A 15,379-nucleotide genomic window follows, 5' to 3' on the forward strand; every position below is an offset into this window, starting at 1 on the left:
GGTTTGTTGTTCCGGTGAGAAATGATGTGGAATTAAAGGCTTAAACGGAATCCTAATTAATCTGGATACCCTTTCAGTACAAAAAGAAAAATCATAGAATGATACACGACAAAGATTATATAATGCGCATCGTAAAGCAGTTCTCAGAACTGCTGGCAACAATGATGTTGGGAAAGAATGAAGGCGAGTTAAATGACGAGCAAACGCTTTTTGAAACCCAGATGCGGAATGCTTTTAAAATGGACTTTGACGAACTTGCGGGCAAAAGTGCCGCCGAGATGTCACAATGGGTTGAAGCTAAAGATAAATCACATCAGATTGGCTATTACGAGCTCCTGGGAAATCTATTTTATTACAAATTCACCATTGATCCTAACATTGGTTTCGCACTAAAAGCACAGACATTTTATGAGAAGTGGCTTCAGGAAAGTCAGATTTTTTCATTACCGGTAATGTCAAAATTAGCCGAACTAAAGAAGTTTGCTGACTCCAATAATGGTGTAGATGTTTAAAAACCGGTTTAGAAGGAGATTGTATAAGTACCGGTAGATGAAGTGTTGGCACGCTCAGCCTTCACATACCTTTTAACCCAGGATATTGATGTGGAGACCGCACAGGCATCGGAGATACCGCCCGACCGTCTGGCCAGGGTCACATTTCCTGCTTTATCTACGGTATACGAAATGTTGATTGTTCCACTGGCTGTACAGTTATGAGAAGGTTGAGCGCCCCCGCGTCCCATAGTTCCCGGAATAAAACCGATCAGGTTTCTGTCCACTCCTATCTTACTGTCACCATCACTGTCGCCACCCAGGGGGTCCCCCGCATTACCCGTGGTTCCCGCAGTACCCTGTGTACCCGCGTTGGATTTTCGCCCGCCAATGAGATTGCCAATGGCAGCGGTACCTTTTCCGTCACCCGATCCTGTTCTTGAATTGGAAACGGTGGCTTTGGAGGAGGCTGTTTTTGAATTGGAAGGCTTTGTAACCGTTTTTGCGGTCGTTTTGGAAACAGGCTTCGTCGCTTTCAAATCCCTGGCGGCAGTCACTTTTGTATTGGTTCCTGTAATTACCCTTTGCGTTTTCACTGGTTCTGGCTGTACTTCGGCCGCGGGTTGAGACTGTGAAACATCAGGCTGCACGGGCTGCGTTTCGGGAGCAGTTTCTGCAGCCAGGCTTCCCTGCTGGAAAGCAGGATCTTCGCTGTCCTGCCCATTACGGTTGTCGCCGAAGTTGAGGAGCATTGTTGTCACCTCTTCCGGTGTTTCAGTGATTTTGGTAAACTTATAGAAATAGATGAGCAGAAAGCCCAGAATAGCCGTCAGTAAAGTGATTACCGCGCTTTTTTGCCGGTTTCTCCGGTCGTGGTCAATATGTTTTGCAGCAAAATTCATTATTCTTCCTGGGTCGTAGCGATTGCGAGATTATATTTGTGTGTCTCGGCGATCGACATTACAAAAACTACGTCGCGGTGGCGGCTGTTCTCATCTGCCCGAATGGTAAAGGCAGGATTACTTTCTTCCTTCAGTGCGTTTACCAGATAATCCTCCAATTGTTCTCTGGGAATTTCCGCATCGTTCACATAATATTTGCCGTCTGCTTTAATCGTGACGGTTGTAGCCTCCTGAACAGAGGGATTTGCGGCATCGGCGGTAGGAAGTTTGACGTCAATCGCACTTTGACTTATGGCGGAACTCGTAATCATGAAAAATATCAACAGCAGAAAGATAATATCTGTCATCGATGCCATGCTGAATTCAGCATTTACTCTGTTCTTCCTCTTTAACTCCATGAATAATTTGGATTGGATGTTCGGTAATAAGTTAAGTCCCGGTTACAGCGGTTTATTCAGTGCGTCTAAAAATTCATTTACATGAGTCTGGATTTTCAGTACAAGTCTGTCCACATTTGTTACCAGGATGTTGTAAAAGAAGTAGGCCGGTATGCCAACGAAAAGCCCCACTGCCGTGGTAGCCATGGCTGTATATATACCGGAAGCCAGTAGCTTGGGACTCACTGCACCGGTTACATTTGAGATTTCAAAAAAGGCCATAATCATACCCACAACGGTACCCAAAAAGCCCAGCATAGGGGCGGCTCCGGAGGCGGAAGCCAGAATGTTCAGGTTTTTTTCCAGTCGCGAAACTTCCAGCTGGCCCTGGTTCTGCATTGCATTTGATATATCGGAAATAGGACGGCCAATCCTGGCCAGACCCTTCTCAATCATCCGGGCCTCCGGCGAATCTATGGTTCTGCAGTAATCCATGGCGGTCTGTATTTTACCGTCCTGCACAAAATCCTTGATGTTTTCCAGAAAGTTAGGTGTCTGGCGCGAAGCACGTTTGATAAAAAAATATCTTTCCAGGAAAATGTAGAGCGCAAGGAGCCCGAGCAGGAAAATGGCAACCATGATGGAGTTTCCTATAATTCCTCCGCTGAACAGCACATCCCAAAGGGAAAAAACATGCGTTTCGGTAGTTGTGTTCACAATTTGTGTTGGTGTCTGCAAAAACATCTTATACTTTTTGGTTAAATGAATGAACGGTAAACACTGGCTAATATTGTAGGAAGCCCGTGTTTACAGTATTTTTAGGGAAATTCAGCGATTATCATGAAAGTTACTCATCTTCAACAATAATCTCGTCCTCTCTGAAGTTACATTTCAGTTTGAAAGGGACCGGTTCGTCGGATCCGGTGTAGAAATCGGTAATTTCGCCCTGCCAGCAAAGCTGCAGAATTCCGTCGCCGTTTTTTTCAAAGGTGAGCTCATTGCTCAGCAAATAAGCCTCTTCATCATCATACAGGTCAATCTCGGTATAAGTGGATTCGTCGGTATCATCTATACGGAATGTTTTTCCTTCTATTTCTCCGTTTTCCAGCGGAAAGTCAATGACCTCCAATGAAAGTTGGGGAAAATTGTACTGCAGGGAATCATCGTCTACATGATCCAGGGATTCATCGGTAATTACCTCTACCTCCAGCAAATGTTCGCTGTTACTGTAAACTGCCTTGCAGTATGTGTTTTTAATATGATACTTAAGCGTTTCCTCAGGGTGGTAAATTTTTAATATCCCTTTCATTGCTGGTGAAGTAGTTAATGTGTTAATATTACTGTTTCACAAAGATAAAAAATTGCCTGAACCACAAATTTATTTTTCAAAATATTTTAAACAGGGCATTGTAGAAATATTAAGTAAATTTAAGGCTGAAAAAAATCTGCGATGAGCCGACTGTCATTGAAATATCTGTTTGCGTTATGTCTTATATCTTTTGCATTTTCCTGCAAGAAAACCGACTCACCACTTACAAAGGTGACCCCATTGGAAATAGATTCCATTGCTGCAAACTATTATGAGCAATATCTTAAACTTTATCCCCTGGAAGCCACTGCCCAGGGTGATTACCGGTATAATGACCAGTTGGCCATTGATATAGACAAGGATTATATTTCCGGCGAAATCGCATTTTACAATTCGGTTCAGAAACAGATGGAAAAGCTGAATTATCGAAACTTGTCTGATGAGGACAAGACGGTCTATGATGTTCTGGATTTTATCCTGAAATCGCGGATTGAACGCTACGCCTATAAGCCCGAATATATACCTTTTACACAGTTCAGCGGCTTACCGCTTGATTTTCCTTTGCTTGGTTCGGGGCAGGGCAGCCAACCGTTTAAAACTGAAAAGGATTATGAGGATTGGCTGAAACGTGCAGGTAAGTTCCCGCTGTGGATGACGGCCGCTACCGAAAATTTCCGTGAAGGCATGGCTACCGGGATCGTACTGCCTAAGAAACTCGTGGTAAAAATGATTTCGCAGATGCGCTCAGCAGAGATCACTACTACCGAGTGGGAAAAAAACATATTTTACGGTCCTGTACGCGGGTTTCCATCCAACTTCAGCAATGAGCAGAGAGAAAAGTTCAGGGCTGCTTATGTGGAGATGATCAGAACCAAGATTATTCCGGCCTATACGGCAATGGGTGATTTTCTGGAGAAAGAATATCTGCCGAAAGCAAGGGATACGGACGGGATTAATGCCTTGCCCAAGGGTAAGGATATTTACTCGTTTTATGCACGATACTGGACTACCACCGCTATGGCTCCGGACGACATTTATAAGACGGGTCTGGCAGAAGTGGCGATGCTGCGTGCAGAAATGGAGAAAGTGAAGCAGCAGGTTGGTTTCACAGGAAATCTTGACCAGTTTATTGCACACGTGAAAGAAGATCCGTCTGCGATGCCTTATAAAACGGAAAAGGAACTCATTGACGCTTTTAACGCTGTTCTTAAGAAAATCAACCCCAGGCTGAAAGCTATGTTCAGTCATACTCCGAAGACGCCGTTTGAGATCCGCCAGACTGAAAAATTCCGTGAAGCGACCGCCAGCGCCGAGTACGTTCCGGGCACGCCGGACGGTAAACGGCCGGGAATATTTTATATCCCCATACCGGACGCCACTAGATTCAATGTTACCTCGGGAATGGAATCTCTTTTCCTGCATGAGGCCATTCCGGGACACCATTATCAAATCTCCCTGCAGCAGGAAAACCAGGAACTGCCAAAGTTCATGCGGTTTGGCTGGCTGGGTTCCTATGGAGAAGGTTGGGCCCATTATTGTGAAACCTTGGGCCCTGAACTAGGACTATACACGGATCCTTACCAGAAAATGGGATACCTGAGTGACCAGATGCTTCGTGCCGTCAGATTAGTGGTTGATACTGGTCTGCACACCGGCCGCATGAACAGAGAAGAGGCTGTCCGTTACTTCCTGAGCAATATTTCTTACGATGAAGCTGCAGCAACTGCTGAGATTGAAAGATACATGGCCATGCCGGGACAGGCGCTGAGCTATAAGATCGGAAGTCTGAAAATACGTGAACTCAGAACGAAATATGAAAAGGAGCTGGGTAAGAAATTCAGTTTACCGCAATTTCACGATGAGATACTGAACCAGGGATCACTGCCGCTTGATATTCTGGACCGTAAGATGAAAGTTTGGGCTTCCAAACAATAAATTCAGCTATGGATTTAACATCCGGGTGATGAAGTCTCCTTCGCGTTTTCCGCGTGCGGGAGAATACTCGCGCCCGTAAAAGATGATCTGAAGATGAAGTTTATTCCAAAGTTCCTTTGGGAATATTTTCCTGGCATCACGCTCGGTTTCCACTACATTTTTGCCGCTGGTAAGCTTCCAGAGTGTCATTAATCTGTGAATATGCGTATCTACAGGAAATGCCGGGATACCGAATGCCTGGCTCATCACAACACTTGCGGTTTTATGACCTACGCCGGGCAGAGACTCCAGCTCCTCAAATGTATGAGGAACTTCACCGCCATGCCTCTCTATCAAAAGTTCAGACATCCGTTTCAGGTTTTTGGCTTTCTGGTTGGCCAGACCAATCTCTTTTATTAGCTCCTTAATCTCGGAAACGTCCAGCTTCTGCATCTTAAAAGGAGTATCTGCCACGGCGAATAGAGCAGGGGTGATTTCGTTTACCTTTCGGTCTGTAGTTTGCGCCGATAGCGCGACGGCTACCAACAGCGTAAACGGATCCTTATGGTCCAGCGGAACCGGAACCGTTGGATACAGTTTTTCGAGTTCCGAGATTACAATGGCAGCCCTTTGCTTTTTCGTCATTTTAAAGTTAAATTTGAACAAAATTAGCTATTATGTTGAATGTGGGCGATCATTTACCGGAATTTACAGCGGTTAATCAGGAGGATGAAACGGTTTCCAGTCTGGATTTCCGGGGCTACAAATCCGTTCTGTTTTTTTATCCTCAGGCAAATACGCCTACCTGTACAGTGGAAGCCTGCAATCTGAATGACCATCTTGATGAATTACAGAGTGCCGGCTATAAGGTCCTTGGCATATCCGCCGATTCAGTAAAGAAGCAGAAGAATTTTCACACAAAAAATAATCTGGGATATGACCTCATTGCTGATGAGAAGCGCGATATCATTGAGAAATTTGGAGTTTGGCAGGAAAAGAAAACTTTTGGCAAAACTTATTTCGGTATTGTACGCACCACATTTATCTTTGATGAAAACGGTATCTGCATCCGTAGGATTGACAAGGTAAAGTCCAGGGAAGCCGCAAGGCAGATCCTAGAAGGAGTTTAGTTGCGCCGCTGCTGTTTGCGCACCTTTTTTTCCATTTTTTTGGTCATCTCTTTCTGTATCCTCTTTTGCTCCTCCGCACGCAGCCGGGCTTCTTCCATCTGCTTATCCAGGGCACTGTAATGAGGGTTGTTCGTGCATTCCTTACCATACAGTTCAAAATAGGGTCCTAAATCCTTTTCCGCGGACACGGCGCCGGTCATCTTATCCACATGCATGGTATAATGTGTTCTGGCCAGCGGGCATTCCGATGAAGTCTCTTTACCGGCATCTACAATAAAATAGCTGCCTTTATCCTGATAGTTGGCCGCATAATCCTTGAATTCAAAATCGATCTGATAACCGTGTGCAAGTGCGGAAAGTGCAGCTTCTTCACCGTTGTCAATACGGCCAATAAAAGCTTTTAAAGAGGCGTCATCGGTTATATATTTCATAACGCCGTCCTTAAGATAGGCGATATAATAATATCCCGTACCGTGAGGATTAAGTTTAAATCCTTTTCCCTGGCTCTCAAACGGCAATCCGTTTTCGGATTGCAGAGTCCTCTCCTTTCCTTCCAGATGATAAATCACTGTCCACGAAGAGATCTTCCCTTCCGGAATTATTTTAAGGAGCAGATTTTCAGCGTTAGTAAGATGGACTTTCTTTTCCTGCGAATGGAAAGTTACTGCAGCAAAAAGAGAAGCCAGGGTTATAATTTTTTTCATAAGATGGACATGACGTCATTAAAAAAACGGATAAGGCTTCAACTTATTGTCTGGTGTGACTATATAAACTTATCGCCTTTCTTCAGATTTTTAATATCCTGAACGTACTGCTTGATCTTTTGGTCGTTGGCCCGCGGGCAAATCAGCAGCGCTTTGTCGGTATCTACTATGATATAATCTTTCAGCCCGTCTATCACAACGGCTTTATTGCTGTTCTTAAGACGTACAATATTTCCGGTGGAATTATAACTCATTACATATTTGGAGTTCACTGCATTTTTATGGCTGTCTTTATGCGCATTTTCATATACAGAGGTCCAGGTCCCAAGGTCACTCCACCCCAAATCGGAAGGGATTACATACACATTATCAGCACGCTCCAGAATTCCGTTGTCTATTGAGATCTTGGTCACTTTAGGATATATAAGTTCCACACAGGAGTTCTCGCGGTCAGAGTTGTATTCGCAGGTACTGAACTGTTCGCACATTTCAGGAAGGTAATTCTCAAACGCTTTATATATACTTCTTACGTTCCAGATAAAGATGCCGGAATTCCACAGGAAATCACCGCTTTCAAGGAATGTTTTTGCGATTTCCAGGCTGGGCTTTTCTGTGAAGGTCTTCACCTTGGAAACTTCGGCCCCTTCCGTATCGAAGAACTGGATATAACCATAGCCCGTATCGGGGCGGGTTGGCGTGATTCCGAGAGTGATCAGATAGTCATTTTCCGATGCCAGGCCGAACGCAAAACTTACCTTCTCCAGAAAGGTCTTTTCCTTTAAGATCAGATGATCTGCGGGCAATACAATGATATTCGCCTCCGGTGATTTAGCTGCGATTTTGCTGGCCATATAAATATTGCAGGCCGCGGTGTTTTTCATCATGGGCTCACCAACAATATTCTCAGCCGGGATTTCCGGAAGCTGGGACTTCGAGAGTTCTGCATATTCCTTATTGGTGATCACATAAATGTTTTCGGGCGGCAGCAGTTGGCTTATCCTGTCAAAGGTTTGCTGGATCATTGTACGGCCGGTACCCAGAATATCCTGAAACTGCTTGGGAAACTTCTGCGTACTCATAGGCCAGAAACGGCTTCCAATGCCACCGGCCATAATTACGCAGTAATTGTCTGATTTTAACATGCTTAGCTTATTTTTTCTACTCTGGCCAAGGGCTTGAAAATGTATTTTTTACCGCTTTCCAGTTGCACACAAATATAGTTTTTATTTCGCTTCTGCTCTATGACATATATCTTCTTACGGTAAGTGAACCGGTCATTCAGAGCCAGGTCATCAAGGTAGCAGGTTTCATCTTTTACATCTTCTATATGGAAATATTTAACCAGTTCCGGACTGGCTGTAAAACTTGCCTTGGGTGAGCGGGAAAAGCGTAAGATAATTGGTTGCAAATCCTCAGGATATACCCTGATACTCGAAATAAGCATGTCGCTGAATATTTTTTTCCATTCGGGACCATGTGCAGTGATCCTGCCGGCATATCGGTCAAAGGCTACCAGATGAGCCAGCTCATGTGTAAGCACAAAGAAAAAAAGGTGTGGCTGCAGGTTTGAATTTACAGAAATCTGGTGACTGCCATCCGGCATTTTGCGGTAATCACCCAATTTGCTGGTGCGACTCCGTGTAATTCTGATATGGATACGGTGGTTTCCGAACCATTCCTGCAAACTGGCCAGCGCATCAGGTGGCAGATAATTTTCCAAGACGGTAATAGACATGGTATACGCCTTCCGGCCTCAGTGTTTAAAGGGTAATTGGGATGCCGGCATAGAAATTAAGCAGTTTCAGGCTGAAGATATAATTGTATTTGGCCTGTGCTACAGAGCCCTGGGCATTTGCATAATTGTTTCTCGCCACATTTACATCATAAATAGTAGCGCGGCCTGCGGCATAGCTTTTCTCCGTAAAATCCAGTGCCAGGGCTGTACTTTTTTCAGTTTCAAGAGCGGCAAGGTATGATTCATAGCTGGATTCGGCATCAAACTGGGACCTCTGAACATTCTGAAGAACTTCCTGTCGTTGGATCTCCAGCGAATTCTGAGCGATTTGTTCATTGATGCGGCTTTGTTCCACCTGCAGTCTTGTTATCCCTTTATTGAAGATAGGGATGTTCGCCGAAACGCCGATTTGCTGTCCGAAGGTATCCTGATATTGCTGGAAGAAAGTTCTGTCTTTTACGATATTGCCAAACTGGTCATATCTTTTCACCAGGGAATTGAAATAAGAGGATCCAATGCCTGCACTTGCCGAAACTGTGGGCCAGAAAGCTGTCTCCGTAATTTCGGTCTGCGCCTTTGCGGCTTTTATGCGGCTTTCTGCAGCTTTAATCTGCGGTTGGTTACCGAATGCGGTCTCTATAATATCTGCGGCCGAATAAAGCGGTGCCTCTGGTTTCTGTTCGACATCTACCTCAGCCACATCGAAGTTCTTGTAATCGGTTAGGCGAAGCAGCTGGGCCAGTGCAAACAGACTTCTGTCTGTATTTATTTCCGCATTCTTTAAATTCTGATTTTCCCGGGATACTGCGGCTTCAGCTTCGGCGAGTACAGTTCTCGCGGTGGTGCCGACTTCAGTGGTAATTCTGGCGCGGTCCAGAAGTTTGGTGGCATTCTCCAGCGAACTCTGGGCAATTTTTTCAACTTCCTTATTCAGCATAATCTGAAGGTACTGCTGGGCTACCTGAAGTGAAATGTCATTTTTTATACGCTCCACATCATAACCTGCTGCTTCCAGTTCAAACTCTGTGCGACGAATGTTTTTCTCAATACGTCCGTTATTGAAGAGCAGCATATCTGCACCTATATTGGCACTGTTCGTAAAATTATCATTACGCTGGGTATTTCCGAAAAAATCGCGACCCTGACCAAAAGAAAAATTATTGTTAATGTTGCCCGCAACAGAGGGCAGGTACTCCCGTTTGGCGATGCTCAGGGAATTTTGCTGTAACCTTTGGTTGTTTTGCGAACTGATGACCTGGAGGTTGTTCTGAACTGCATATGCGACTGCTTCCTGCAAAGTCCACTTTTTTTGGGCGCTCAATCCTACGAAAGCACAGCCCAAAGCCAAAAAAAGTACTTTTTTCATTCCCTAATTTAGTTCGATTAGACGTTGTATGAGCAAAAATGTTACAATTTCGGTCTGAAGTTTGGCTTTTGAATGGAATCTTTTTTGAAATTTGCCAAATGACAAATGAAGAATATCAGCAGGCTGTAGAATGGCTTTTTGTACAGGCACCGAATTATCAGATTGAAGGTAAGAAGGCCTATAAGCCGGGATTGGAAAATATAACAAAACTGTGTGAGTTTTTCGGCAATCCACAGGAAAAAATAAGAACGGTACATATCGGCGGGACTAATGGGAAAGGTTCAACCAGCAATCTGCTGGCTTCCGTACTGCAGGAAGCCGGCTATAAAACAGGCCTTTACAACTCTCCCCATCTCATTGATTTTACCGAAAGGATAAAAATAAACGGCAGAAACTGTTCGCGTGAATTTGTATATGGGTTTATTCAGAAACTGAAATCGCTGCCAACAGACATACGTCCCTCATTTTTTGAGTTTACCACGGTGATGGCCTTCGAGTACTTTTATCAGAACAATGTGGATGTGGCAATCATCGAAGTAGGTTTGGGTGGCCGTTTAGATTCTACCAATATTATACGGCCTGAAGTTAGTGCCATAACAAATGTGGCTTTGGATCACCAAAACATCCTGGGCGATACCGTGGAAGCCATCGCAATGGAAAAAGCCGGCATCATCAAGAATCAGACTCCGGTTATTTGTGGAGATGAAAACCCGGCGGTAAAAGCGATCGTGGAGCAGAAAGCTATGCAAATGGATGCCCCGCTCATTGATGCGACACTGATATCTACCAACTTAACTTCCGACCTGGCCGGTAATTATCAGAAGAAAAATATCAAAGTAACCCTTGCTTTGGTGGAAGAGCTCCGTAAGATTGGTTATCATATCCAGCCTGAGCATCTGGAAACAGGTATGATGAATGTTCAAAGAAATACTGGTTTTACAGGAAGGTGGTTTATTTTTTCTGACAATCCGCTTACAGTTTGCGATACTGCGCATAACCAGGCGGGACTGACGGAGGTATTCAGCCAGCTAAACAGTATGGAAAGACATAAACATATCGTGTTGGGGTTTGTTAATGACAAGAAGATTGATGAGGTTTTAAGAATTTTGCCCCAAAACGCTACCTATTATTTTGTTAAACCAGACATCGAACGGGGACGAAATCCACTGGAGTACCGGGACATGCTGGAAAGTGCAAAAATAAATTACAGAATATTTCAGAATGTCCAGGAAGGATATAATGCTGCGTTACAAAATGTTAGGCCGGAAGAAATGATTTTCATAGGCGGCAGCAACTTTGTAGTGGGAGATTTTCTGCAAAAAAATTTGCAGAAATAAAAAAAGCTTGTATATTTGCAACACCAAAAACAAGGGTTCTTAGCTCAGTTGGTTCAGAGCATCTGGTTTACACCCAGAGGGTCGGGGGTTCGAATCCCTCAGGACCCACAAAATCTCAGAGAAATCTGAGATTTTTTTATTTTAGGGCAGTTAGCTCAGTTGGTTCAGAGCACTACGTTGACATCGTAGAGGTCACTGGTTCGAGCCCAGTACTGCTCACACACCTTTTCAAGAAATTGAGAAGGTTTTTTTATGTCTACCTTTCAAATATATCTTTTTTAGGTTACCCTCCTGGTTACCCAAAAATTTCTTAGGTTACCCATTCTAATCACTATAAATTAACATTTCTAGGATCAGGTATAAAACGGATCAGGAACAAAACCTGGGGGATTAGGCAAAAAGTGTGGTAAGTCTGTAGAGGAAGAAGGACCTGTCTTTTACTCCGCGTAATTGGATTCTGAAGTTTTTGATTTTTGTTCAGTTGCTGCACTGCAGCCGCCATTCAATTATAACGATGGGGTAGGTCCTAAAAACAAAAAAGCTGCTAATCAGAGATTAACAGCAATTTTTAAGTACCCCGGACGGATATAGCCAATTATACTTTAATGATTTCTGTTGTCTGTAATCTCTAACTATATGTGCTGTTGTACAGATAATTACATATAAATACATGTAAAGTGATCGTATATGATATAAATTTAAGTCGGGAGTAAATCGGGAATGATTTTTGATGTGAATGGGGAATATGGCAAATGTAGAGTTCAAAGTATATTCCAATAAGTTTCCTGTCAATCTCAATGTCCGGTTTTATCACAACAAGATTGACCTTTCCGCTAAAACTAACATCTTTCTAGATTCTGACGAGTTCGTATTCAAGAGAGTAGCTGTTGGCAAAAAAAGTAAAAGTACAATTACCTTAAAAGCGGATAAAGTAAAGCAGCAGGTCAGCGCTTTAGAAACAATGATTATTGACCGATTTAAGGAAGATTTCCCCAAGAATAATACCATAGATAAACTGTGGCTATCAAAAATTATTGACAGCTTCCACCAACGTGCCGACGATAATTCCGATATAAGATTTTTCTTAACTCCTTTTATTGAGTTCTACATTGATAAGGCCAAGCAACAGATTAATCCTATTACCGGAAAGAAATTGGATAAAAAGACTATTACCAGGTATAAATATACGTTAAACATGTTGCGGCAGTATGAAGAGTATTCACAGCGTAAACTTCGTATATCAGAAGTGGATCTTTATTTTCATAATGATTTCCTCCACTACTTACTGGAGGTCTGCACTCCTTATGGGGCCGAAACTATCAAGAAGTTTATAGGCCATATTAGACAGTTTGTACGTGCTGCTCAGCAGATGGGATACCAAACACATCCTGAAGTAGAATCCCCTAGGTTTACTTACAGATCGGGAGAAACAATTGATACCTATTTAAACGAAGACGAAATAGATAGATTATATAATATGGATTTCAGCGCAAATAAGCGGCTTGAAAATGTGAGGGATTTATTTTTAGTTGGTCTGAGGACAGGTTTGAGACTCTCTGATCTTAAAAGAATTAACTCTTTCGAAATTTCTAACAACACAATTAAAATTTCAGAAATTGAAAAAACTGATAAATTTGTAGAGATTCCACTACATCCGCAAGTAAAAGCTATTGTGGAACGACGTAGTAATCGTTTCCCTGAAATCAGTGAACAGCGGTTTAATGAATATATAAAACAGGTTTGCCAACTTGCAGGGATTGATGAGGTGATTTTGGGTGCAAAGAAAGATTCTACTACTAATCGGAAGGTGAAGGGATATTATCCAAAATATGAACTCATCTCATCACATACTTGTCGCAGATCCTTCGTGACAAACTTATACGGCAAGTTAGAAGATCTTACTATAATGGCTATTACAGGCCATAAAAAACATTCTCAATTTTTAGATTACGTAAAAACGACCGATAGACAGCATATTAATAAACTGGCTGAGCATTGGAATAAGGACATGAAGTAATATGAATGAAGAACTATTTACAAGATATTTTATTTCAGATCTACCTAGTGTTGATTTGTTAATCCATTCTATCTCTATAAAGATAGGTGATACAACTTTTCACACTATTTTGCTAGAGGAACTTAAATTGCGACATGTCGGGATCAGGGATGAAATTCGTCAGAATAGCAAAAAATTAACAGATTTATCATTCAAAACTTATCTCAATAGCCTACTAATTGAATTGCGCTCCTCGTCTGCATTTTATAGTTCGTGTAAGTTATCTGGCGCTTTGGATCATAATCAGATAATTACAATTAATGAATTGGCTATCTTCAATACTAAGATAGCAGGGTATCTTTACGAATATTACCGCCTAATATTCCCAGATCTTTTCGCAACAGATTTTGCAAATAGTCATCAAGAGGGTTTAATTGTTTTTACCTCAGATGTTTTTTACGCACCATTTGAAAAATATATGGCTAGCAACATTATTGACCCCTACGTTGATATTTCTTACCTATTTCAAAGGATGAAGGAAGAGGGAATTATTCATAATGTTCCGCACTTGAAGTTTGCACAGTGGCTATATGAAATGAATTACATCAATACGAAAGTTTTGCAGAAAATTGAAGAAGAAAGAGGATTTCGCACTCTTCGTAAATGTACCACCGCTGCACGAGAAAATAACTTTAACAATCTTTTTGCTATCTAATATTTCCGATGATCGGAAATAACTGATGATAATCAGCATGTTGCGTTCCGTATGTTTGCATCATAATATTTAAAAATAAAAATTATGAATGCAATTTTACAAATTTCTCAATTGTCGGTAGACGATTTTCAAAGGCTCCTTAAGCAGGCTATTTCAGATGCGGTAGAACAAGGATGTGCGTGTAGTACTTCCGGAAGGGACGACGAATTCTATACAAGAGAGGCAACCGCTCAGAAGCTCAAAGTATCGTTATCTACTCTTCACAATTGGTCAAAATCAGGGATTCTAAATCATACCAAAATAGGAAATAGGGTATACTATGCCCGATCTGAAGTTATTGCCAAACTCAAAGCTGCTTCCTAAGCTGTAGCGGCATCATATCCCTGCCGCAACCCTTCCCCTAATTAACTGATTATTAACTGTACAGCACTTCCCATCGGTCGTGTATGGCTACTGCTGTGCCAAAAAACAAAAATATTATGAGTGAAAGTACAATAGAATGGACTGAAAAAACGTGGAATCCAACGACCGGATGCACTGTAATTTCCAAAGAGTGTGACAATTGTTATGCAAAGATCCTTACTGATTCTTTGCAGATGAAAGGCAGTGGTAAATACCTCCAAGGTTTTGATGTATTCGCTGAACATCCAAATGCCCTCAAAGAACCTTTCAAGTGGAAAAAGCCAACATTGGTATTCGTCAACAGTATGTCGGATCTGTTTCACAAAGATATGAAGCTGGAGTTCCTACAGCAGATTTTCCAAGTGATGAATGAAACCCCGAGGCATACCTATCAGGTTTTGACTAAAAGGGATGCAATTCTCTTGGAGCTATCTCCTGAATTAACGTGGACTGAAAATATTTGGATGGGTGTATCAGTCGGAAGTTGTGTAAGCATTCGAAAGATTGACAGGCTGCGGAAATGTGGTGCAAAAAACAAGTTTCTTTCCGTGGAGCCACTCATCGAGGAGTTACCTGATCTGAATCTTGAGGGTATTGACTGGGTCATTGTCGGTGGTGAGAACGGAAGAGGATCTGGTATTCGTCCGATTAAAAAAGACTGGATACTAAAAATCAAGAAAAACTGCGAGGATCAGAACGTGCCATTTTTTTTCAAACAATGGGGCTTAAGCAGGTTCAATCCCGATCCAAGTGATCCTACCCAATATAAGGGACATCCCGACTACGCAAAAGGCGGTTGTCAGATCAATGGCAAAATGTATCGTGAAAATCCATGTGTAGTAGATCCTCACTTTGGAGAATTACCATTTGAGTGGGATTAAAAAGAAATTAATGCAGAAATCCACACTAAAATAAATTTAATCAAGGCGAGGTGCATCGTAGTGTGGTGATCTACAAAATTAAAATAATGCGACCACCAAAGAGGAGGTTGCAAATAAATC

General features: G+C 42.4%; 17 protein-coding genes and 2 tRNA genes. 10 read left to right on the top strand and 9 right to left on the bottom strand.

Features of this window, described 5'->3' with window-relative positions; all coding sequences use genetic code 11:
- The first annotated feature begins 98 nt into the window (after positions 1-98).
- Positions 99-512 (top strand): hypothetical protein, encoded by a 414-nt coding sequence (locus P0M11_RS04080; RefSeq protein WP_275624572.1) that lies wholly within the window; start codon positions 99-101, stop codon positions 510-512.
- Between the two features lie 8 nt (positions 513-520).
- Here P0M11_RS04080 and P0M11_RS04085 read toward each other — a convergent pair whose 3' ends face one another.
- From P0M11_RS04085 to P0M11_RS04100, 4 genes are all read right to left on the bottom strand, one after another.
- Positions 521-1,393, bottom strand: coding sequence for a ferric siderophore ABC transporter substrate-binding protein (locus P0M11_RS04085; RefSeq protein ID WP_275624573.1), 873 nt, complete (start codon positions 1,391-1,393; stop codon positions 521-523).
- Positions 1,393-1,791: a biopolymer transporter ExbD gene (locus tag P0M11_RS04090; RefSeq protein WP_275624574.1), complete on the bottom strand. Its 399-nt coding sequence runs from the start codon at positions 1,789-1,791 to the stop codon at positions 1,393-1,395. Before P0M11_RS04090 ends, P0M11_RS04085 begins: the two co-directional genes overlap by 1 nt.
- A 42-nt stretch (positions 1,792-1,833) precedes the next feature.
- A complete protein-coding gene (locus P0M11_RS04095; protein WP_158065309.1) occupies positions 1,834-2,514 on the bottom strand; it encodes a MotA/TolQ/ExbB proton channel family protein in 681 nt (226 codons plus the stop codon).
- Between the two features lie 103 nt (positions 2,515-2,617).
- Entirely contained in the window at positions 2,618-3,079 is a 462-nt protein-coding gene (locus P0M11_RS04100) for a hypothetical protein (protein ID WP_158065311.1), read from the bottom strand.
- A 141-nt stretch (positions 3,080-3,220) separates the two neighbouring features.
- Here P0M11_RS04100 and P0M11_RS04105 point away from each other — a divergent pair, with 141 nt between their 5' ends.
- Positions 3,221-5,014 carry a DUF885 domain-containing protein gene (locus P0M11_RS04105; protein ID WP_275624575.1) on the top strand — a complete coding sequence of 598 codons (1,794 nt, stop codon included), beginning with the start codon at positions 3,221-3,223 and terminating at the stop codon, positions 5,012-5,014.
- Between the two features lie 6 nt (positions 5,015-5,020).
- Here the strand turns inward: P0M11_RS04105 and nth are convergent, their stop codons facing one another.
- Positions 5,021-5,638 (bottom strand): endonuclease III, encoded by a 618-nt coding sequence (nth, locus tag P0M11_RS04110; RefSeq protein ID WP_275624576.1) that lies wholly within the window; start codon positions 5,636-5,638, stop codon positions 5,021-5,023.
- A 32-nt stretch (positions 5,639-5,670) separates the two neighbouring features.
- Here nth and bcp point away from each other — a divergent pair, with 32 nt between their 5' ends.
- Complete coding sequence (bcp, locus tag P0M11_RS04115; protein WP_275624577.1) at positions 5,671-6,123, top strand: thioredoxin-dependent thiol peroxidase; 453 nt, start codon at positions 5,671-5,673, stop codon at positions 6,121-6,123.
- Here bcp and P0M11_RS04120 read toward each other — a convergent pair.
- Genes P0M11_RS04120 through P0M11_RS04135 form a run of 4 tightly spaced genes read right to left on the bottom strand, consistent with a single transcriptional unit; the run spans position 6,120 to position 9,928 of the window.
- Positions 6,120-6,827, bottom strand: a complete 708-nt coding sequence (locus P0M11_RS04120) for a hypothetical protein (protein ID WP_275624578.1) — start codon at positions 6,825-6,827, stop codon at positions 6,120-6,122. The genes bcp and P0M11_RS04120 overlap by 4 nt on opposite strands.
- A gap of 59 nt (positions 6,828-6,886) precedes the next feature.
- A complete protein-coding gene (locus tag P0M11_RS04125; RefSeq protein ID WP_275624579.1) occupies positions 6,887-7,969 on the bottom strand; it encodes a mannose-1-phosphate guanylyltransferase in 1,083 nt (360 codons plus the stop codon).
- 2 nt (positions 7,970-7,971) lie between these two features.
- Positions 7,972-8,562: a SprT-like domain-containing protein gene (locus P0M11_RS04130; protein ID WP_275624580.1), complete on the bottom strand. Its 591-nt coding sequence runs from the start codon at positions 8,560-8,562 to the stop codon at positions 7,972-7,974.
- A 25-nt stretch (positions 8,563-8,587) separates the two neighbouring features.
- Complete coding sequence (locus tag P0M11_RS04135) at positions 8,588-9,928, bottom strand: TolC family protein (protein WP_275624581.1); 1,341 nt, start codon at positions 9,926-9,928, stop codon at positions 8,588-8,590.
- A 98-nt stretch (positions 9,929-10,026) separates the two neighbouring features.
- Here P0M11_RS04135 and P0M11_RS04140 point away from each other — a divergent pair, with 98 nt between their 5' ends.
- The 7 genes from P0M11_RS04140 (at position 10,027) to P0M11_RS04170 (ending at position 15,259) form a co-directional block, all read left to right on the top strand.
- Positions 10,027-11,265 (top strand): folylpolyglutamate synthase/dihydrofolate synthase family protein, encoded by a 1,239-nt coding sequence (locus tag P0M11_RS04140; protein WP_275624582.1) that lies wholly within the window; start codon positions 10,027-10,029, stop codon positions 11,263-11,265.
- Positions 11,266-11,298: 33 nt separating this feature from the next.
- A tRNA-Val gene (locus P0M11_RS04145) sits at positions 11,299-11,373 on the top strand.
- 36 nt (positions 11,374-11,409) lie between these two features.
- A tRNA-Val gene (locus P0M11_RS04150) sits at positions 11,410-11,484 on the top strand.
- A 526-nt stretch (positions 11,485-12,010) separates the two neighbouring features.
- The gene (locus tag P0M11_RS04155; protein WP_275624583.1) at positions 12,011-13,282 is read left to right on the top strand and encodes a site-specific integrase; all 1,272 of its coding nucleotides are present in this window, start codon (positions 12,011-12,013) and stop codon (positions 13,280-13,282) included.
- A 1-nt stretch (position 13,283) separates the two neighbouring features.
- Positions 13,284-13,976, top strand: coding sequence for a hypothetical protein (locus P0M11_RS04160; protein WP_275624584.1), 693 nt, complete (start codon positions 13,284-13,286; stop codon positions 13,974-13,976).
- An 84-nt stretch (positions 13,977-14,060) separates the two neighbouring features.
- Positions 14,061-14,339, top strand: a complete 279-nt coding sequence (locus P0M11_RS04165; RefSeq protein WP_275624585.1) for a helix-turn-helix domain-containing protein — start codon at positions 14,061-14,063, stop codon at positions 14,337-14,339.
- Between the two features lie 116 nt (positions 14,340-14,455).
- Complete coding sequence (locus tag P0M11_RS04170) at positions 14,456-15,259, top strand: phage Gp37/Gp68 family protein (RefSeq protein ID WP_275624586.1); 804 nt, start codon at positions 14,456-14,458, stop codon at positions 15,257-15,259.
- The last annotated feature ends 120 nt before the right edge of the window (positions 15,260-15,379 follow it).

Origin of the sequence: Kaistella sp. PBT33-4, assembly GCF_029194425.1 — a bacterium.
Taxonomy (GTDB): Bacteria; Bacteroidota; Bacteroidia; order Flavobacteriales; family Weeksellaceae; genus Marnyiella.